This window comes from Microcella sp., assembly GCF_051860105.1.
Taxonomy (GTDB): domain Bacteria; phylum Actinomycetota; class Actinomycetes; order Actinomycetales; family Microbacteriaceae; genus Microcella.
Genome location: NZ_JBHYEO010000007.1, coordinates 125,519 through 144,095 on the forward strand (window position 1 = coordinate 125,519; position 18,577 = coordinate 144,095).

At 69.6% G+C, this 18,577-nt stretch carries 14 protein-coding genes; 8 read left to right on the plus strand and 6 right to left on the minus strand.

Translation table 11 applies throughout. The annotated features are described in order from the left end of the window. Positions 1-106: 106 nt before the first annotated feature. Positions 107-781 (minus strand): DUF1684 domain-containing protein, encoded by a 675-nt coding sequence (locus ACTIE9_RS06085; protein WP_439564684.1) that lies wholly within the window; start codon positions 779-781, stop codon positions 107-109. Continuing rightward, entirely contained in the window at positions 778-1,293 is a 516-nt protein-coding gene (locus tag ACTIE9_RS06090) for a hypothetical protein (RefSeq protein ID WP_439564685.1), read from the minus strand. Before ACTIE9_RS06090 ends, ACTIE9_RS06085 begins: the two co-directional genes overlap by 4 nt. Positions 1,294-1,328: 35 nt before the next feature. Here ACTIE9_RS06090 and ACTIE9_RS06095 point away from each other — a divergent pair, with 35 nt between their 5' ends. Both ACTIE9_RS06095 and ACTIE9_RS06100 read left to right on the plus strand, forming a co-directional pair. Further along, a complete protein-coding gene (locus tag ACTIE9_RS06095; RefSeq protein WP_439564686.1) occupies positions 1,329-1,892 on the plus strand; it encodes a 2-phosphosulfolactate phosphatase in 564 nt (187 codons plus the stop codon). Between the two features lie 42 nt (positions 1,893-1,934). Beyond that, the gene (locus ACTIE9_RS06100) at positions 1,935-2,237 is read left to right on the plus strand and encodes a DUF427 domain-containing protein (RefSeq protein WP_439564687.1); all 303 of its coding nucleotides are present in this window, start codon (positions 1,935-1,937) and stop codon (positions 2,235-2,237) included. Positions 2,238-2,248: 11 nt separating this feature from the next. Here ACTIE9_RS06100 and ACTIE9_RS06105 read toward each other — a convergent pair whose 3' ends face one another. Then, positions 2,249-2,746 (minus strand): SprT-like domain-containing protein, encoded by a 498-nt coding sequence (locus ACTIE9_RS06105; RefSeq protein ID WP_439564688.1) that lies wholly within the window; start codon positions 2,744-2,746, stop codon positions 2,249-2,251. A gap of 28 nt (positions 2,747-2,774) precedes the next feature. Then, positions 2,775-3,905, minus strand: coding sequence for a PQQ-dependent sugar dehydrogenase (locus ACTIE9_RS06110; RefSeq protein ID WP_439564689.1), 1,131 nt, complete (start codon positions 3,903-3,905; stop codon positions 2,775-2,777). 125 nt (positions 3,906-4,030) lie between these two features. On the opposite strand from ACTIE9_RS06110, the gene ACTIE9_RS06115 reads away from it, so the two are divergent. Further along, positions 4,031-4,396: a group I truncated hemoglobin gene (locus ACTIE9_RS06115; RefSeq protein WP_439564690.1), complete on the plus strand. Its 366-nt coding sequence runs from the start codon at positions 4,031-4,033 to the stop codon at positions 4,394-4,396. Here ACTIE9_RS06115 and ACTIE9_RS06120 read toward each other — a convergent pair. After that, positions 4,368-5,234 (minus strand): spermidine synthase, encoded by an 867-nt coding sequence (locus ACTIE9_RS06120; protein ID WP_439564691.1) that lies wholly within the window; start codon positions 5,232-5,234, stop codon positions 4,368-4,370. The two genes, ACTIE9_RS06115 and ACTIE9_RS06120, sit on opposite strands and share 29 nt — an antisense overlap. 155 nt (positions 5,235-5,389) lie before the next feature. On the opposite strand from ACTIE9_RS06120, the gene ACTIE9_RS06125 reads away from it, so the two are divergent. After that, on the plus strand, positions 5,390-5,761 hold the full coding sequence (locus ACTIE9_RS06125) for a group I truncated hemoglobin (RefSeq protein ID WP_439564692.1): 372 nt from the start codon (positions 5,390-5,392) through the stop codon (positions 5,759-5,761). Here ACTIE9_RS06125 and ACTIE9_RS06130 read toward each other — a convergent pair. After that, complete coding sequence (locus ACTIE9_RS06130; RefSeq protein WP_439564693.1) at positions 5,725-8,427, minus strand: LuxR C-terminal-related transcriptional regulator; 2,703 nt, start codon at positions 8,425-8,427, stop codon at positions 5,725-5,727. The two genes, ACTIE9_RS06125 and ACTIE9_RS06130, sit on opposite strands and share 37 nt — an antisense overlap. 408 nt (positions 8,428-8,835) lie before the next feature. Here ACTIE9_RS06130 and rpoB point away from each other — a divergent pair, with 408 nt between their 5' ends. The 4 genes from rpoB to ACTIE9_RS06150 form a co-directional block, all read left to right on the plus strand. After that, complete coding sequence (gene rpoB / locus ACTIE9_RS06135) at positions 8,836-12,327, plus strand: DNA-directed RNA polymerase subunit beta (protein WP_439564694.1); 3,492 nt, start codon at positions 8,836-8,838, stop codon at positions 12,325-12,327. 55 nt (positions 12,328-12,382) lie between these two features. After that, a complete protein-coding gene (gene rpoC, locus ACTIE9_RS06140) occupies positions 12,383-16,231 on the plus strand; it encodes a DNA-directed RNA polymerase subunit beta' (protein WP_439564695.1) in 3,849 nt (1,282 codons plus the stop codon). 103 nt (positions 16,232-16,334) lie between these two features. Then, positions 16,335-16,727 (plus strand): type II secretion system protein, encoded by a 393-nt coding sequence (locus ACTIE9_RS06145; RefSeq protein WP_439564696.1) that lies wholly within the window; start codon positions 16,335-16,337, stop codon positions 16,725-16,727. A 203-nt stretch (positions 16,728-16,930) separates the two neighbouring features. Further along, positions 16,931-18,577, plus strand: a 1,647-nt coding sequence (locus tag ACTIE9_RS06150) for a GspE/PulE family protein (protein ID WP_439564697.1), incomplete at its 3' end; no start/stop codon positions are given.

The following is an 18,577-nucleotide window of genomic DNA, read 5'->3' on the forward strand; positions in this document are numbered from 1 at the left end:
GAGTCGGTGCGCGGGGGGCGGGATGAGGAAGCGTTCTACGACGCAGGAGAGCTGAGAACAGTTCTGCCTATGCCTCAACCGTAGCAGGTCGCCCTGACGAAACCCCTCAGAGCGCGTGGAAGCGCCCGTCGCCGTATCGCTCGCCGACCGGGATCTCCACGTCGACGACGTTGCCGGGCGGAGCCAGCGGGCACGCCCACGCCTCGTCGTAGGCGCACGAGGGGTTGTAGGCGAAGTTGAGGTCGAGCACGATCGACCACGGGGCGCGGCCAGCGCCCAGGTCGGCGCCCTTGACGGTGTCGAGCAGGTAGCGGCCTCCGCCGTAGGTGCCGCCGGGCACGCGCGAGAGGGCATCGCGCACGGGCACGAACAGCCCGCCTCCGTACGACGCGAGCCGCCAGACGTCGAGCGAGCCAACTCCGGGCACCTCGACGAGCCCGAGCCGCTCGAACAGCACGACCCCGTCGGTGCCGGTCTCGACGTCGAGGCGCGCAGGCTCAGCATCCTGAATCACGCACTCGAACCGCCACGCCGGGTCGTAGGGCTTGACGCGCAGCCCCGTGAAGGCCTCGCGGTCAGCGGGCAGCAGCGGTGAGGCGGGGTGGTGGGCGAAGAGCTCGTCGCGCGTGCGCCGCCAGTGGTCATGCGCGGCGACGAGGTCGGTCGCGGCCCGCAGCTCGGCGTAGAGCTCGGCCGTGCGGCGCCGCCAATCGGCGACGGCGAGAGCGCTCACGGCGCGGTCGGGGGTGGTGTCGGTCGGGGCTCCGGATGCGGTGCTCACCCCGCGCCGCCCGCCGTGCTGCCCGCACCGAACTGCGCTGCCCACCCGGGCGCGAGCTTCTGGATCTGCCGGCCGCGCAGCCGCCAGAAGACCGCGAACCCGAGCCACGCGAACGGCGTCAGCAGCCCCGCGCGCACGTCGAGCGTGTCGTGGAACCGCGTTCGGGTCGCGGGGCTCAGCGGGTTCGGTGCGATCGCCATCTGGTGGTGCCAGCCCGTGACGACGGTCATCGCGCCGCTCAGCGGCCCGCCCTCGTCATGCACGATGCGCGTGCCGTCGGCGCGCGTCTCGTCGCGCAGCCGGATGACCTGCGTGCCCATCGGCAGCAGCCCGAGCATGCGCAGCCGCACGCGGTGCTCACCGCCCGGCCAGCGTTCGGGGAACCCCCCGGGCTCGAGCGACTCGGCCGTCGTGATCGGCCCCGACACGGCCTGGAACACCGCGGGGGAGTGCACCGCCTCCCACGCCGCATCGGCCGGGCAGTCGAGCAGCAGATCGAGTCGCACGCGCATGCGCCCAGTCTGCGGCACGTGGATACGATCGACCTGTGACCGGGCTCCTCGACTCCACTCCTCCCGACGAGCAGCAGCGATACCAGGTGCGCTTCGACGTCGGCCTCGACGGCGCGCGCCGCATCGGCGCGAGCGCCCACCTGCTCGTCTGGTGCGACGGCATCGCCACCGAGCCCGTGCCGGCGGATGCGCTGCCTCCGCACCTCGAGGTCATCGACGCGCGCTGCGGGGCGGCGTCCGCGATCGCGCAGCGGCTGCTCGAGCTGCAGGCCGCGCGCGGCGAGCGCACGATGGTCGCGGTCGTCGCGGCCGGGTCTCCCGTGCAGGCGCCGGAGGGCATCCCCGTCGAAGACCTGCTGCTCGCCGGCGCTGTCGTCGACGCGCTCGGCGCGGTCGGCATCGACGCCACGAGCCCCGAGGCCGCCGTCGCTGCGGCGGGCTACCAGGGCCTGCGCGGCGCCGTCGCCCACATGCTGAGCGCCTCGGTGGGCGGGCGGATGCTCGCCGCGAGCGCGGGAGCGGAGGCGGTGAGCGCGGCGCGGGCGCGCTGGGAATCGACCGAACTCGTCGTGCTGCGGGAATTCGACCTGCCAGCCTGAGGTTGTGCCGATGACCGGCACCATTCGACCGCAGGAGGACCCATGAAGGCTCACGTCAACGGCACCGTCATCGCCGAGGCTCCCGAGAGCGAGCTCATCAAGATCGAGGGCAACTGGTACTTCCCGCCGTCGAGCATCGTCGACGGGTTCCTCACCACGAGCCCGACCCCCTACACCTGCCCCTGGAAGGGCGAGTGCCAGTACTTCACCGTGACCGTCGACGGCCAGGCGCTGCCCGACCGCGCGTGGAGCTACCCCACCCCGTACCCCAGCGGCATCGAGCGCGTGGGCAAAGACTTCAGCAACTACGTGGCGTTCTGGAAAGAGGTCAGCGTCTCCGAGTAGGTCGGAGCACGCTAGCTCGAGGCACTCGCCCGATCGCGCAGGGTCAGCACGGGCATGAGCGGGCTCAGGTCGCGCCACGTGATGATCGCCGCCCGACTGAAGGCGCGCGAGCATCGGCCGCACGACACCTCGCGGCTGGGCCGGCGGAACCGCACGAACTCGTGCCCGCTCGGGCACGAGCCGCGCCAGCGTGCGCGGTCGTCGGCGATCGGGCCGTCGTGCGTTACCCCGCCGACGTAGCCGAGGTCGCGGGCGATGCGTCGCCACTCGGGCCCGTGCCCGGTGCCGGGGCCGGCGAGCGCGTGCGCGACCTCGTGCAGCAGCGTCTGGTGGATGGCGTCGTCGTCGAAGCGCAGCGCGAGGTACCGCGAGACCGTGATGCGCTTGCGCTGGAAGTCGCACAGCCCCGCCCGGCGCGTGGCCCGGTCGAAGTCGAAGCTCCAGGTGTGGTCGAGGTGCAGGGCGAGCAGGGCGTTCGCCCAGTGCCGCACCCGCTCGAGATCGCTCACAGCACGATGGTAGGCGCGACCACCGACGTCAGACGCGCGGCCCGAGGGTCACGGCGTAGAGGTGGTCGTCGCCCGCGCGCGGTTCGCCGCGGCCATCGGTGTTGTTCGTGATGATCAGCAGTCGGCCGTCGGGCGCGGCCACGGCGTCGCGGATGCGCCCGAGCTGCTGCACGAAGTGGCTCGTGCTCTCGCCCGGTGCGGCGATGTCGATGGCGCGCAGGCGTTGGCCGCGCAGACCCGTCACGAAGAGGGTGTCGTCGACGATGCCGAGCCCGCTCGGGCTCGCCTCGCTCGTCGGCCACTGCTGCACGGGGTCGGTGAAGCCCGCCCGCCCCGCGACGCCCTCGACGATCGGCCAGCCGTAGTTCGCGCCCGCCTCGATGCGGTTGAGCTCATCCCAGGTGTTCTGCCCGAACTCGGCCGCCCACAGCTGCCCGGTGCGGTCGAACGCGATGCCCTGCGGGTTGCGGTGCCCGAGCGAGTAGACATACGACCCGGGCGTCGGGTTGTCGACGGGCACCGTCCCATCGGGCGCGAGCCGCAAGACCTTGCCGGCCAGCGAGCCCGGGTCTTGCGCGAGGCCGGTCTGCTGCGCGTCGCCGGTGGTGGCGTAGAGCATCCCATCGGGCCCGACGGCGAGTCGCCCGCCGTTGTGGGTGCGTGCCTTCGGGATGCCCGCCAGCACCACTTCGGCGTCGCCGAGCGCGTACGCACCGGGTGCGCCGGTGACCGCCATCCGCACGATGCGGTTGTCGGTGCTGCTCGTGAGGTAGGCGTAGAGGTAGGGCGTGCCGGTGTCGAGCGCGGCCAGGCCCAGCAGCCCGCCTTCGCCGCCAGGGACGACCCCCGGCACGGTTCCGACGACCGACAGCGCGCCCTCGGGGCTGAGCTCGAGGATGCGCGCGGAGTCGCGCTCGCTGAGGAAGACCGAGCCAGTGGGCAGCGGCACGATCGACCACGGAGCGCGGAGGCCCGTGACGAGCGCCTCCAGCTCTCCGGTCGGCGCGAGCGGTGCCGTCGACGGGGTGGTGGTCGCGGAGGGCGAGGGGGAGGGGGCGATCGAGCCGAGCGCGATGGGCTCGGGGGCGGCGCAGGAGGCGAGGCCCAGCACGAGCACGCTCATGATCGCGGCCCGGCACGCGGTGGTGGTGGCGACCATGTCTGCTCCTCGTCCCGTCCTCCTCACGAGGCCGACCGGTCGAGCATCCCGCCCGCGTCTGGATGCTCGGTGAACGCCCGCGGTTCGGCGGTGTACTGTCGAGACGCGATGAGGAAAGGTCGATAATGTCGATGTTCGAGCAGCTCGGGGGTGCCGACGGCATCGGTCGCTTCGTCGACGAGCTCTCGCGCCGATTGCGCGACGATGCCGAACTCGGCCCGCTCTTCGCGGGCGTCGACGTCGCGAGCCTGCAGCACCATCGCGAGCACTACTTCGCCGCCGTCCTCGGCGGGCCCGAGAACTACAGCGGGCGCAGCCTGCGCGAGGCCCATCGGCCGCTCGGGCTCACCGACGCGCACTTCGAGCGCTTCCTCGTCGTCGTCGACGAGAGCCTCGCGGCGCTCAGCGCCGATGACGCGGCCGCCGCGGCGGTGCGCGAGCTGCTCGAGCGCTTGCGGCCGGTCATCGTGACGCCGAGCCGCCTCTCGTGAACAGGCTCGTCGCGGGGGCTGGCGAGGGCACCGCGGTCTGATCGCTCACGACAGCGGCTCCCGCGATCCAGTTGACGAGCTCGCGGCCGGCCACGACCGCGGCGGGATGCGGTCCGCGGGCCATGAGGCGCGGCATCCAGTCGAGCGGCAGACCCGTCGCCGAGGCGATGAGAACGACGTTGCCGAACCGTCGACCCTTGAGCACGCTCGTCTCGGCCAGAGCCGCCACGTCGTCGAGCACGAGGCGCAGCGTCGCCGCCTGCCCGCGGGCGAATGCGAGCCCCGGCCCGTCGGCGACGTTGACCGCGACGATGCCGCCCGGGGCGAGAAACTGCGCGACCTCCCGGTAGAACTCGACGCTCGTCACGTGGGCGGGAATCCGCGCTCCGCTGAACACGTCGACCACGACGAGGTCGACGGCGCCGTGCAGGGCAGGAGGCAGGCGCGCGAGCATGGCGCGGGCATCCCCGTAGCGAACCCGGATTCCCGACTGCCGCGGCAGAGGCAGGTGCTCGCGGACGAAGCCGACGAGCGCCTCATCGAGCTCGATGACCTGCTGGCGCGAGCCCGGCCGGGTCGCGTGGATGTAGCGCGGCAGGGTGAGCGCCCCCGCGCCGAGGTGCAGCGCCGTCATGGGCTGACCGGGGTCGCCCCACTCGTCGATGACGTGGCCGATGCGCTGCACGTACTCGAAGAACAGCCGGCTCGGGTCATCGAGGTCGACGTGCGACTGGGGCGTGCCGTCGACGACGAGGGTGTAGCTGCCATCGGCCCAGCGGTCGGGCTCGATGACCGCCCGGAGCCCGCTGGGCAGGCGCAGCTCGGCGGAAGCGGTCATGCCCGACAGCGTGCCACACGCGCGCCGGTATCGACACGGATGAGCATCTCTCGGCAAAAATGAGTAATCCGCGGGCATGTCCGCCCGGGGCCGGGCGGGCAGACTGGAAGAGCGGCAGGTCGCCGTTCCGACCGCAGACGAACGAGGGATGCGCCATGAGCCTGTACGACGAGATCGGGGGCGCCCCCGCCGTCTCTCTCGCCGTCTCCGTCTTCTCCCATCGGATCACGGCCGACGAGTCGCTCGCCCCCTGGTTCGGCTCGGTCGACATGGATCGCCTGGTCGCCCATCAGCGGGCGTTCCTGACGGTCGCGCTCGGCGGCCCCGACCTGTTCACGGGGCGCACCATGAGCGGCGCGCATCACGGCCTCCGCATCACCGATGAGGCCTACGACGCCGTCATCGAGCACCTCGCCTACGCGCTGCTCGACACCGGGCTCACCCACGAGCAGGTGACGGCGGTCATCGCCGGCATCGAGCCGCTGCGCTCTCAGGTCGTCGACGAGTCGACGCCGGCCAACGCCTGATCCGGGCTCGCGAGCCCGAGCGCGGCCGGCAGCTCCGAGCGGCTGCGCACGCCGAGCTTGCTGTAGGCCGACTGCAGATGGTTGTTGACGGTTCGCGGCGACAGGAACAACCGCGTCGCGATGTCGTTGCTCGCCAAGCCGCGGGCGGCCAGCGTGGCGATCTCCCGTTCGCGGGGGGTGAGCGGTTCCAGCTCGGTCGCGAACTGCAGCGGGCTGGTGGATGCGCCCTCCGTGCGCTCGGCGAGCGTTCGTGCGCGACCGACGAGCTGCGCCGCATCCCGCCCCCGCCCCTCGCGGCGGGCGGCATCGGCGGCCAGGGCGAACGACTCGGCCGCGTGCAGCAGGTAGCCGTGGCGCTCCCACTCGGCGGCCGCATCCTGCAGCGCGGGGGCATCGCTCGCGGCCATGGCCCGCGCCGTGCGGGCGCGCAGGCGCACGACGGGGGAATCGGCTTCGGCGAGCATCCCGTCGAGCAGGTCGGCGGCCGCGGGGGCGTCGCCGAGCCGCGCCAGGTCGAGGGCCAGGATGCTCGCGAAGTCGAGATCTCCTGATTCGACCCGCTGGCGGGTGCGCATCGCCACGCGTTCGCGCGCGGCCGCCGCGTTGCCGTCGAGAGCCTCGACCCAGGCCCAGCCCAGTAGCAGCAGCGAGTCCTCCTCGATGAGCGCCTCCGGAATCTCGGCGAGCACCGCTCGAGCGTCGGCGATGAGACCCTGCTGAGCGCGCACCCTCGCGAGCACACCCCGGCCGAGCGCCTCGTAGCCGCGGGGGCCGCGCGTGCGCGCACCGGCGATGACGTCCTTGAGCCAGCGCGCGGCGGTCTCGAGCCGGCCCATCGCGAGGTATACCGCCGCGAGGGTGAACTCCGCCTGGCGACTGCGCAGCGCATCGTCGAGCACGATCGCCTCGGCGAGCGCGTCCGCGGCGTGCGATCGCGCCTCCTCGAGACGGCACGCCTGGGCGAGGGAGACGGCGCGCATGAGGTACGCCACCCTGAGGGGGATCGTCGCGTCGACCAGGCGCGCCGCGGCGAGGGCGCGCTCGGTCGTGCGCAGGGCGTCGTCGGTGCGCCCCAGAGCGACGTAGGGCACCGCGGTGTTGAGGTCGAGCTCGGCCTGCTCAATAACGGTCGCGCCGTCGGGGATACGCTCGAGCTCGGCGAGGGCATCACGCGGGCGCTCGAGACCGACGAGGATGCGGGCTCGGGCCTGACGCACCCGGCGGGCCGCCTCGGGCAGCCGCTCGGCGGCGCCGTCGAGCAGCGCGAGCGCCTCATCGAACCGACCGCTTCCTGTGATGAGCGCCGTGGTCGTCATGGTGAGGATGCGTGCGGTGCGGTTCTGGTCGACGGGGGCAGCTTCGTCGAGCTCACGGGCGCGCGCGAGCGCGGCGAGGGCGTCGTCGACCCGGCCGAGCTTCGTGAGGGCATCCGCGTGGATAAGCAGCAGTTCGGTGTCCACCGTTCCCGACTGCTCGGCCGCCGTGGCGAGCCGGGCGACGAGTTCGAAGTCCTCGGTCAGCAGCGCCAGGCGGGCCGCGTCGCCGAGGAACGCGGCGTCGCCGGGCGCCCCCGCGTCGAGCCGCCAGGTGGCGATCCGCACCGCGTCGACGTCACGCTCGGGGGAGTCCTCCGCGCGGGCCGCGTGGTCGAGCAGGAGGTCGATGCGCCGCAGGGTCGGCACGCGCGACTGCATCGCAGCGGCGTACTGCGGGTGCGCGATCGTCGCGACGTAGCGTCCTGCCTCCGGGCGCAGCTGCACGAGCTGCTGCTGCTCGAGCTCGCCGAGCGCCGTGCGCGACTCGGGCTCGGTGAACTGCGAGAGCGGGATCGACTGGCACACCGCGAGCCGCTCCATGACGTCGAGCTGTGCGGCGGCGAGCCCGCTCAGGCGGCTGGCGATGAGCTCGCCGAGAGCGGTCGATCCTCCCGGCGCGCCCTGCAGCACCCATGACCCGTGGTGCTGGGTGATCGAGCAGGTCGCGAGCGCATGCGCCACGAGTTCTCGCAGGAAGAGGGGGTTGCCGCCCGAGGCGCCATGCAGCGCGACGACCGTCTGATGAGCCACCGTGTTGCCGAGCACGACGGGAAGCAGCGCGTCGATATCGTCGACCGAGAGCGGGCCGATCGGAATGCGCAGCGCGCGGTCGGACGTCCACAGCGCGACCATCGGCTCCGGCAGCGGCTCGCCGTCGCGCGCGGTCGCGAGCAGGGTGATCGCGCCGCTCGACCCGAGCTGGGCGAGCACGGCCACCGAGAGCGGGTCGAGCTGGGGCAGATCGTCGACCACGACGAGCAGCGGACCCTCGGCGCTGCGTCGGGCCGCGAGCTCGGCCGCGAAGGCCATGAGCGTCGCCGTGTCGGCGCCGATGCGCGCGATGTCCTGCCGCGTGGCACCCATGAGCGGGATGAGCGCCGCGAGCGGCACGGCCGAGAGGCTCGCACTGGCGACGATGCGGTTGCCCCGCCAGCCGTCGCGCTCGAGCTGCACCGTGAGCTCGCTGGCGAGGCGCGTCTTGCCCACGCCGGCCTCGCCCGACAGCACGACGAGGGCGACGCGGCCCGATTCGAGCGCTGCGCGCGCCTTTGCCAGGTGCGCCGACCGGCCGACGAGCGGCCACAGGCCGTCCGCACGCGCGACGAGCGACTCGGGCGGGAGCGAGCTCATCGGCGGATGCGATCCTTCACGACAACCGGAGGCGCCGGATCGGCGTTGATCCGAAGTGTACTCAGCAGCCCCGCCGCAGGGGAGTGCCGACACCGGCGCCGTCGCCCGGCTCGCCCCTCGGTCGTCTGCGCATGCCGTGGCGCACCATCGGGCGCGCGGTTATAGCGCAGCGACCGCGATTGGTCAAGAATCGGACTGGACACGACGACCCGAGCGCGCCTAGTATTGAGGTTTGCGCTCCCATGTCTGATCAGCCGCCATATGGCGGGCGGCGATCGTGCCCCGAGTATAGCGGCGGGGTGGATTCCGATTGCACGGAATCCCGGCGGGTTCGGCGCGTCCATTCGACCGCACTCACCTGTCGACGACCGACAGAATCCGGGCTACTCGCCCACGGAGGTTAGATCCTTGGCTGCTGCGCGCACCGCTAAGAACCAGTCCCCCAAGAACGGCCGCACCGCATCGCGGCTCTCTTTCGCCAAGATCAGCGACACGCTGACCGTTCCTGATCTGCTCGCCCTGCAGACCGAGAGCTTCGACTGGCTCGTCGGCAACGACGCCTGGAAGGCGCGCCTCGCCGAGGCGCAGGCCGCCGGTCGCACGGATGTGCCGACGCACAGCGGGCTGGAGGAGATCTTCGAGGAGATCTCCCCGATCGAAGACTTGGGCGAGACGATGCAGCTCTCGTTCACGAACCCCTACCTCGAAGAGCAGAAGTACTCGATCGACGAGTGCAAGGAGCGCGGCAAGACCTACGCCGCCCCGCTCTACGTCGAGGCCGAGTTCATGAACCACATGACCGGTGAGATCAAGACCCAGACGGTCTTCATGGGCGACTTCCCGCTCATGACCGAGAAGGGCACCTTCATCATCAACGGCACCGAGCGTGTCGTCGTGTCGCAGCTCGTGCGTTCGCCGGGCGTCTACTTCGAGCGTCAGCTCGAGAAGACGACCGACAAAGACATCTACACCGCGCGCATCATCCCCAGCCGTGGCGCGTGGCTCGAGTTCGAGGTCGACAAGCGCGACCAGGTCGGCGTGCGCATCGACCGCAAGCGCAAGCAGTCCGTCACCGTCTTCCTCAAGGCCCTCGGCCTGACGACGGAGGAGATCCGCGAGAAGTTCGCCGGCTTCGACTCGATCGAGCAGACCCTGGAGAAGGACGCCATCCTCACGAAGGAGGAGGCGCTCAAAGACATCTACCGCAAGCTGCGTCCGGGCGAGCAGGTCGCCGCCGAGGCCGCGCGTGCGCTGCTCGACAACTTCTACTTCAACCCCAAGCGCTACGACCTGGCGAAGGTGGGTCGCTACAAGATCAACCGCAAGCTCGGTGTGGATGCTCCGCTCGCCGACTCGGTGCTGAGCGTCGACGACATCGTTGCGACGATCCGCTACATGGTCTCGCTGCACGAGGGTCGCACGACCCTCCCCGGGCAGCGGGATGGCAAGCCCGTCGACCTGCGGCTCGATGTCGATGACATCGACCACTTCGGCAACCGTCGCATCCGCGCGGTCGGTGAGCTCATCCAGAACCAGGTGCGCACGGGCCTCAGCCGCATGGAGCGCGTCGTCCGCGAGCGCATGACGACGCAGGACATCGAGGCGATCACGCCGCAGACCCTGATCAACGTCCGCCCCGTCGTGGCGGCGATCAAGGAGTTCTTCGGAACCTCGCAGCTCAGCCAGTTCATGGACCAGAACAACCCGCTCGCGGGTCTCACCCACAAGCGCCGCCTGTCGGCGCTCGGCCCGGGTGGCCTGTCGCGCGAGCGTGCCGGCGTCGAGGTGCGCGACGTGCACCCCAGCCACTACGGCCGCATGTGCCCGATCGAGACCCCGGAAGGCCCGAACATCGGCCTCATCGGTTCGCTCGCGTCGTTCGCGCGCATCAACGCGTTCGGTTTCATCGAGACCCCGTACCGCCGCGTCACCAAGGGCAAGGTCACGGGCACGATCGACTACCTGACCGCCAGCGAGGAGGACGACCACGTCGTCGCCCAGGCCGGCGCGCCGCTGAACAAAGACGGCTCGTTCGCCGAGGAGCGCGTGCTCGTGCGCCGCAAGGGCGGCGAGGTCGAGCTCGTTCCGTCGGAGCAGGTCGACTACATGGATGTCTCGCCGCGCCAGATGGTGTCGGTCGCGACCTCGCTCATCCCGTTCCTCGAGCACGATGACGCGAACCGCGCTCTCATGGGCGCGAACATGCAGCGCCAGGCCGTGCCGCTGCTCCGTTCCGAGTCGCCGCTCGTCGGCACCGGCATGGAGAGCTACGCGGCCGTCGATGCCGGAGACGTCATCACCGCGACGGCGGCCGGTGTCGTCACCTCGGTTTCGGCCGACTCGGTGACGGTGCAGCTCGATGAGGGCGGCACGCAGGACTACTTCCTGCGCAAGTTCGACCGCTCGAACCAGGGCACGAACTACAACCACCGCGTCGTCGTCAGTGCGGGCGACCGGGTCGAGGTCGGCGAGGTCATCGCCGACGGCCCGGCGACCGAGAACGGCGAGCTCGCGCTCGGCAAGAACCTGCTCGTCGCGTTCATGTCGTGGGAGGGCCACAACTTCGAAGACGCGATCATCCTCAGCCAGAACCTCGTGAAGGACGACACGCTGTCGTCGATCCACATCGAGGAGTACGAGGTGGATGCTCGCGACACGAAGCTCGGTAAGGAAGAGATCACCCGCGACCTCCCGAACGTCAGCCCGGAACTCCTGGCCGACCTCGACGAGCGCGGCATCATCCGCATCGGCGCCGAGGTTCGCCCCGGCGACATCCTCGTCGGCAAGGTCACGCCCAAGGGCGAGACCGAGCTCTCGGCGGAGGAGCGCCTGCTGCGCGCCATCTTCAACGAGAAGTCGCGCGAGGTGCGCGACACCTCGCTCAAGGTGCCCCACGGCGAGCAGGGCACGATCATCGGCGTCAAGGTGTTCGACGCTCAAGACGGTGACGACGAGCTCGGCTCGGGCGTCAACCAGCGCGTGGTCGTCTACATCGCCCAGAAGCGCAAGATCTCCGAGGGCGACAAGCTCGCCGGCCGCCACGGCAACAAGGGCGTCATCTCGAAGATCCTGCCGGTGGAGGACATGCCGTTCCTTGAGGACGGCACGCCTGTCGACATCGTGCTCAACCCGCTCGGCGTTCCCGGTCGCATGAACTTCGGCCAGGTGCTCGAGATCCACATGGGGTGGGCGGCGTCGCGCGGCTGGAAGATCGAGGGCGACCCCGAGTGGGCCGAGGGCATCCCCGCCACTGCGCGCGAGGCGGCTCCCGGCACCAAGATCGCGACCCCCGTCTTCGACGGTGCGCGTGAGGACGAGATCGCGGGTCTGCTCGACTCGACGCTCCCGAACCGCGACGGTGTGCGCATGATCGACTCGACCGGAAAGGCGCGTCTGTTCGACGGCCGCTCGGGCGAGCCGTTCCCCGACCCGATCTCGGTCGGCTACATGTACATCCTGAAGCTCCACCACCTCGTCGACGACAAGATCCACGCTCGGTCGACGGGCCCCTACTCGATGATCACGCAGCAGCCCCTGGGTGGTAAGGCCCAGTTCGGCGGCCAGCGGTTCGGCGAGATGGAGGTGTGGGCTCTCGAGGCGTACGGCGCGGCCTACGCGCTGCAGGAGCTCCTGACGATCAAGTCCGACGACATCCTGGGCCGCGTGAAGGTCTACGAGGCCATCGTCAAGGGCGAGAACATCCAGGAGCCGGGCATTCCCGAGAGCTTCAAGGTGCTCATCAAGGAGATGCAGTCGCTGTGCCTGAACGTCGAGGTGCTCTCGGCCGACGGCACCGTGCTCAGCCTGAAGGACACGGACGACGAGGTCTTCCGTGCCGCTGAGGAGTTGGGCATCAACATCTCCACCCGGTTCGAGTCCTCGTCGATCGACGAGATCTGATCCGGGCCCCGTACTCGCACAACGCTGACGACTGCAAGTAAGAGAAGAGATATCTGTGCTCGACGCAAAAACTTTCGATGAGCTCCGCATCGGCCTCGCGACCGCCGACGACATCCGTCGCTGGTCGCACGGTGAGGTGAAGAAGCCGGAGACGATCAACTACCGCACACTCAAGCCCGAGAAGGACGGCCTGTTCGGCGAGCAGATCTTCGGGCCCTCCCGCGACTGGGAGTGCTCGTGCGGCAAGTACAAGCGGGTGCGCTTCAAGGGCATCGTGTGCGAGCGCTGCGGCGTGGAGGTCACCAAGTCCTCCGTGCGCCGCGAGCGCATGGGCCACATCGAGCTCGCTGCGCCTGTCACGCACATCTGGTACTTCAAGGGTGTGCCGAGCCGCCTCGGCTACCTGCTCGACATGGCGCCGAAAGACCTCGAGAAGGTCATCTACTTCGCCGCCTACATGGTCATCTCGATCGATGAGGACGGCCGTCACGCCGACCTGCCCGGGCTCGAGAACGAGCTGCGGCTCGAGATCAAGACCCTCGAGGGCCAGCGCGATGCCGGCATCGCGACGCGCATGCAGCGTCTCGAGACCGAGCTCGCCGAGCTCGAGGCCGAGGGCGCCAAGGCCGACCAGAAGCGCAAGGTGAAAGACGCCGGCGAGAAGGAGATGGGCCAGATCCGCAAGTCGTTCGACGAGCAGATCGCCCAGCTCGAGCGCGTGTGGGAAGACTTCCGCACGCTCAAGGTCGGCGACCTCAAGCCGGAGGACTCGGTCTTCCAGGAGCTGCAAGACCGCTTCGGGCTGTACTTCGAGGCCCACATGGGCGCCGAGGCCATCAAGAAGCGCCTCGAAGCCTTCGATCTCGCCGCCGAGAGCGAGCTGCTCCACGAGCAGATCGCGACGGGCAAGGGCCAGAAGAAGATCCGTGCCATCAAGCGCCTGAAGGTCGTCAACTCCTTCCTGCAGACCGGCAACTCGCCGGCCGCGATGGTGCTGGATGTCGTGCCGGTGATCCCGCCGGAGCTTCGGCCGATGGTGCAGCTCGACGGTGGCCGCTTCGCGACCTCCGACCTCAACGACCTGTACCGCCGCGTGATCAACCGCAACAACCGTCTGCGTCGTCTGCTCGACCTCGGGGCTCCTGAGATCATCGTCAACAACGAGAAGCGCATGCTGCAGGAGGCCGTCGACGCGCTGTTCGACAACGGCCGCCGTGGCCGCCCGGTCACGGGCACGGGCAACCGCGCGCTCAAGTCTCTCAGCGACATGCTCAAGGGCAAGCAGGGCCGGTTCCGCCAGAACCTGCTCGGCAAGCGCGTCGACTACTCCGGCCGTTCGGTCATCGTCGTCGGTCCGCAGCTCAAGCTGCACCAGTGCGGTCTGCCCAAGCTCATGGCGCTCGAGCTGTTCAAGCCTTTCGTCATCAAGCGCCTCATCGACCTGGGCCACGCGCAGAACATCAAGAGCGCGAAGCGCATGGTCGAGCGCTCGCGCCCGCAGGTGTGGGACGTGCTCGAGGAGATCATCCGCGAGCGCCCGGTTCTGCTGAACCGCGCGCCCACGCTGCACCGCCTCGGCATCCAGGCCTTCGAGCCGCAGCTCGTCGAGGGCAAGGCCATCCAGCTGCACCCGCTCGTCTGCGCCGCGTTCAACGCGGACTTCGACGGCGACCAGATGGCCGTGCACCTTCCGCTGTCGGTCGAGGCTCAGGCCGAGGCCCGCATCCTCATGCTCGCGTCGAACAACATCCTGAAGCCGTCTGACGGCCGCCCGGTGACGGTTCCGACGCAGGACATGATCATCGGCCTGCACCACCTCACCACCGTGCGCGAGGGCGCCGCCGGCGAGGGCCGTGCGTTCTCCTCGGTCGCCGAGGCGATCATGGCGATGGATCAGGGCTCGCTGCACCTCAACGCGCCCATCCGCATCCGTCTCTACGGCGAGAAGTTCGCCGACGGCCGCGAGCTGCGCGAGACCACGCTCGGTCGCGCGCTGTTCAACGAGCAGCTGCCGGCCGACTACCCGTTCGTCGACGCGGTCGCCGACAAGGGTGCGATCTCGCAGATCGTCAACGATCTCGCCGAGCGCTACCCGAAGACGATCGTCGCCGCGACGCTCGACAAGGTGAAGGACGCGGGCTTCTACTGGGCCACGCGCTCCGGTGTGACCGTCGCCCTCAGCGACGTGCTCACGCCCCCGAAGAAGAAGCAGATCGTCGCGGAGTACGAGAAGAAGGCCGCCAAGATCCAGGCGCAGTTCGACAAGGGTCTGACGACCGATGACGAGCGTCGCCGCGAGCTCGTCGAGCTGTGGACGGAAGGCACGAAGGCCGTCAACGACGAGATGCGCGCCAACTTCCCGGCCGACAACACCATCAACCGCATGGTGACGTCGGGCGCTCGAGGTAACTGGCTGCAGGTCGGCAACATCGCCGGTATGCGCGGTCTGGTGTCGAACCCGCGCGGTGAGATCATCGCCCGCCCGATCATCAACTCGTACCGCGAGGGGCTGTCGGTGGCCGAGTACTTCATCGCCACGCACGGCGCGCGCAAGGGTCTGGCCGACACCGCCCTGCGCACCGCCGACTCGGGCTACCTGACCCGTCGACTCGTCGATGTGGCGCAGGACGTCATCATCCGCGAGGAGGACTGCGGCACCGGCAAGGGCCTCGACTTCACGATCGCTCACGCGGTCGACGGAGGCTGGGTGCGCGACGACAACGTCGAGAACCTCGTCTTCGCCCGCACGCTCGCGGCTGACGCTGTCAGCGCCTCGGGCGAGGTCGTGGCGCAGGCGGGCGCCGATGTCGGCGACGTGCTGATCGATCAGCTCGTGGCCGCGGGCGTCGCCGAGATCAAGGTGCGCTCGGTGCTCACGTGCGAGTCGGCGGTCGGCGTCTGCGCCGCCTGCTACGGCCGCTCGCTGGCCACCGGCACGCGCGTCGACCTCGGTGAGGCCGTCGGCATCATCGCGGCCCAGTCGATCGGCGAGCCCGGCACGCAGCTGACCATGCGCACGTTCCACACGGGTGGTTCGGCGTCGGCGGCCGACATCACGCAGGGTCTGCCCCGTGTGACCGAGCTGTTCGAGGCGCGCACGCCGAAGGGCGCGAGCCCGATCGCCGAGAGCGCCGGCCGCATCAGCATCGACGACAACGGCACGCTGCTCAAGATCGTGTTGACGCCCGACAACGGCGAGGAGGAGGTGGCGTACTCGGTCTCCAAGCGCGCCACGCTGCTCGTCGAGGACGGCCAGCACGTCGAGCTCGGTCAGCAGATCTTCGTCGGCACCGTCGACCCGAAGGAGGTGCTGCGCGTCAAGGGCGTCCGCGCCGTGCAGCAGCACCTCGTCGAGGGCGTGCAGGGTGTCTACCGCTCGCAGGGGGTGCCGATCCACGACAAGCACCTCGAGGTCATCGTGCGCCAGATGCTGCGCAAGGTCACCGTCGTCGACCACGGCGAGACCGATCTGCTGCCCGGTGAGCTCGTCGACCGCTCGAAGTACAACCAGATCAACCGCGCCGCGCTCGCCGAGGGCAAGAAGACCGCCTCGGCGCGCCAGGAGGTCATGGGCATCACCAAGGCCTCGCTCGCGACCGAGTCGTGGCTGTCGGCGGCCTCCTTCCAGGAGACCACTCGTGTGCTCACGCAGGCGGCCATGGAGGGCAAGAGCGACCCGCTGCTCGGCCTCAAGGAGAACGTGATCATCGGCAAGCTGATCCCGGCCGGTACCGGTCTTCCCGCGTACCGCAACGTCACGGTCGAGGCGACGGAGGAGGCGAAGGCCGAGCGGTACCCCAACCGCATCTTCGCCGACGACACCGCTCTCACCGAGGCCGACCTGTCGTTCGTCGACTTCGACACCTTCTCGAGCGACGACTACACGCCGGGAACGTACAACTAGGCACGATCCCGATCATGAGTGCGCCCCGCGGAACCGCTGTTCCGCGGGGCGCACTCATTCTGGGGGCAGACCGCGCACGCGGTGGTGAGGTTGAATGGGCCTCATGAATAGGCGCCGCGACGAGGGCTTCACGCTGATCGAGCTGCTGGTCGTGACGGTCATCATCGGAATCCTCGCGGCCATCGCGATCCCCTCCTTCCTCTCCGTGCTCGATCTCACGCGCGTCGGCGCCCTGCAAGCGGCGATGGCGAACGCGCGACTCGCCGTCGCCGTTGCCGTGGTCGACGATGGCGCGCTGCCGACGGGCGCGGCACGGGATGCCCTTCTCGCGGCGAGCGGAGACGACGACATCACTCTCGCCCTCTCGGGCACCTCCGACGCCTTCTGCATCAGCGGAGCCCACGCGCTCATCGACGATCCGTGGGCGGGCACCCAGCGCGTGGCGCCGACACGGGGTGCCACGTGCGCGGTGGATGGGTCGATCATCCTGCCCTGAGGCCAACGAGAGGGCGACCGTCTCCGAATAGGAGGCACGGGTTCCCGCCGACGTGGGGCCGATGTTAACAATGTGACTGGTGTGGACTACCCCCGAACGCGGGACTATTGTCAGCAGTACGGCGTGTCGTACCGTGACGGTCAGGCAGTCCGTGCAAGCCCCTCGCCGTCGAGGAGCGGGCATCCAGGGGGGAGGGTTCTGCTGTGGTATCCGTCAGTGAAGTGCTCATCATCCGTGGGCTGCTGCCCATCGAGACGCTCGACCAGGTGCGCGACGAGGGCGACGACGTCGTCGTCGACGACCTCCTCGGCCGTGGTCTCGTGACGCCGGTGCAGGTGGCATCGGCGAAAGCCGAGGTCGCCGGCCTCTCGTTCGTCGAGCTCGCCGAGTACCCCGTCGATCGCGCCGCGGTGGCGCTCGTTCCGGCCGCCCTCTGCCGTCGGCACAGCATCCTGCCCATTCATGCCACGGCGACGACGATCACGCTCGCGATGGTCGAGCCCGGTGATGTTCTGGCCATGGACGACGTGCGGGCCCTCACGCGCATGCACGTCGTCGCGGTCGTCGCCGAGAAGGCCGACCTCCTGGCAGCCATCAACCGTTTCCACCGTGCCGACAACGAGCTCAGCGATCTGACGACCGCGATCGAGGAGGAGGTCGCGCCCTCCAAGGCTGACGAGGTCGCGCTGCGCGAGGCGGATGCCGATGACGCGCCCATCGTGCGGTTCGTCAACCTGATCATCGGCCAGGCGATCCAAGACCTCGCCTCCGACATCCACATCGAGCCGGGCGAGTTCGAGATGCGCGTCCGATACCGCATCGACGGCGTGCTGCACGATGTGCAGCAGGCGCCCAAGAACATCCAGAACGGCGTGATCTCACGTCTCAAGATCATGAGCGACATCAACATCGCTGAGCGCCGTCGACCGCAAGACGGCCGCATGTCGGTGCAGCACGGCGGTCAGGTCATCGACCTCCGCGTGGCGACCCTGCCGACGGTGTGGGGCGAGAAGGTCGTCATGCGCATCCTCGACAACAACGCGACGCGTCGCGATATCGGCGACCTCGGCATGCTCGACCGCAACCTCACCGTCTACCGCAACTCGTACACCAAGCCCTACGGCATGATCCTCGTCACGGGTCCGACCGGTTCGGGCAAGTCGACCACGCTCTACACGACGCTGCACGCCGTCGCGCGCCCCGAGATCAACGTCATCACGGTCGAAGACCCCGTCGAGTACCGCATGGCGGGCATCAACCAGGTGCAGGTCAACCCGAAGGCGGGCCTGACCTTCGCGAGCGCGCTGCGCAGCATCCTGCGATCCGACCCGGACGTCGTGCTCATCGGTGAGATCCGCGACCAGGAGACGGCGCAGATCGCCATCGAGGCGTCGCTCACCGGTCACCTCGTTCTCTCGACGCTGCACACCAACGATGCCCCGAGCGCCATCACCCGCCTCATCGAGATGGACATCGAGCCCTTCCTCGTCGGCTCGGCCCTCGACTGCGTGGTGGCCCAGCGACTCGCGCGCAAGCTCTGCGACCGCTGCAAGCAGCTGCAGGAGTACGACCGGCAGCACCTCGACAACCTCGGCTTCGGTCGGCGTGAGGATGAGCTGAGTCCTCGGTTCTACCACGCTGTCGGCTGCTCGGCCTGCTCTGGAACCGGCTACCGCGGTCGGCTCGCCCTGCACGAGGTCATGATGGTCTCGGAGGAGATCGAGCGGCTCGCCGTCGCGCGCGCGTCGAGCGTCGAGATCATGCACACCGCCACCGCTCAGGGCATGCTGACGCTGCGTCAAGACGGCTGGGCGAAGGTTCGAGCCGGCATGACGTCGATCGAAGAGGTG

Bases quoted from the DNA above. Each gene is read 5' to 3' on its own strand.
- ACTIE9_RS06090 (WP_439564685.1), bottom strand. From the start codon at position 1,293: ATGCGCGTGCGACTCGATCTGCTGCTCGACTGCCCGGCCGATGCGGCG.
- ACTIE9_RS06100 (WP_439564687.1), top strand. From the start codon at position 1,935: ATGAAGGCTCACGTCAACGGCACCGTCATCGCCGAGGCTCCCGAGAGC.
- ACTIE9_RS06110 (WP_439564689.1), bottom strand. From the start codon at position 3,905: ATGGTCGCCACCACCACCGCGTGCCGGGCCGCGATCATGAGCGTGCTC.
- ACTIE9_RS06115 (WP_439564690.1), top strand. From the start codon at position 4,031: ATGTCGATGTTCGAGCAGCTCGGGGGTGCCGACGGCATCGGTCGCTTC.
- ACTIE9_RS06120 (WP_439564691.1), bottom strand. From the start codon at position 5,234: ATGACCGCTTCCGCCGAGCTGCGCCTGCCCAGCGGGCTCCGGGCGGTC.
- ACTIE9_RS06125 (WP_439564692.1), top strand. From the start codon at position 5,390: ATGAGCCTGTACGACGAGATCGGGGGCGCCCCCGCCGTCTCTCTCGCC.
- ACTIE9_RS06130 (WP_439564693.1), bottom strand. From the start codon at position 8,427: ATGAGCTCGCTCCCGCCCGAGTCGCTCGTCGCGCGTGCGGACGGCCTG.
- ACTIE9_RS06145 (WP_439564696.1), top strand. From the start codon at position 16,335: ATGAATAGGCGCCGCGACGAGGGCTTCACGCTGATCGAGCTGCTGGTC.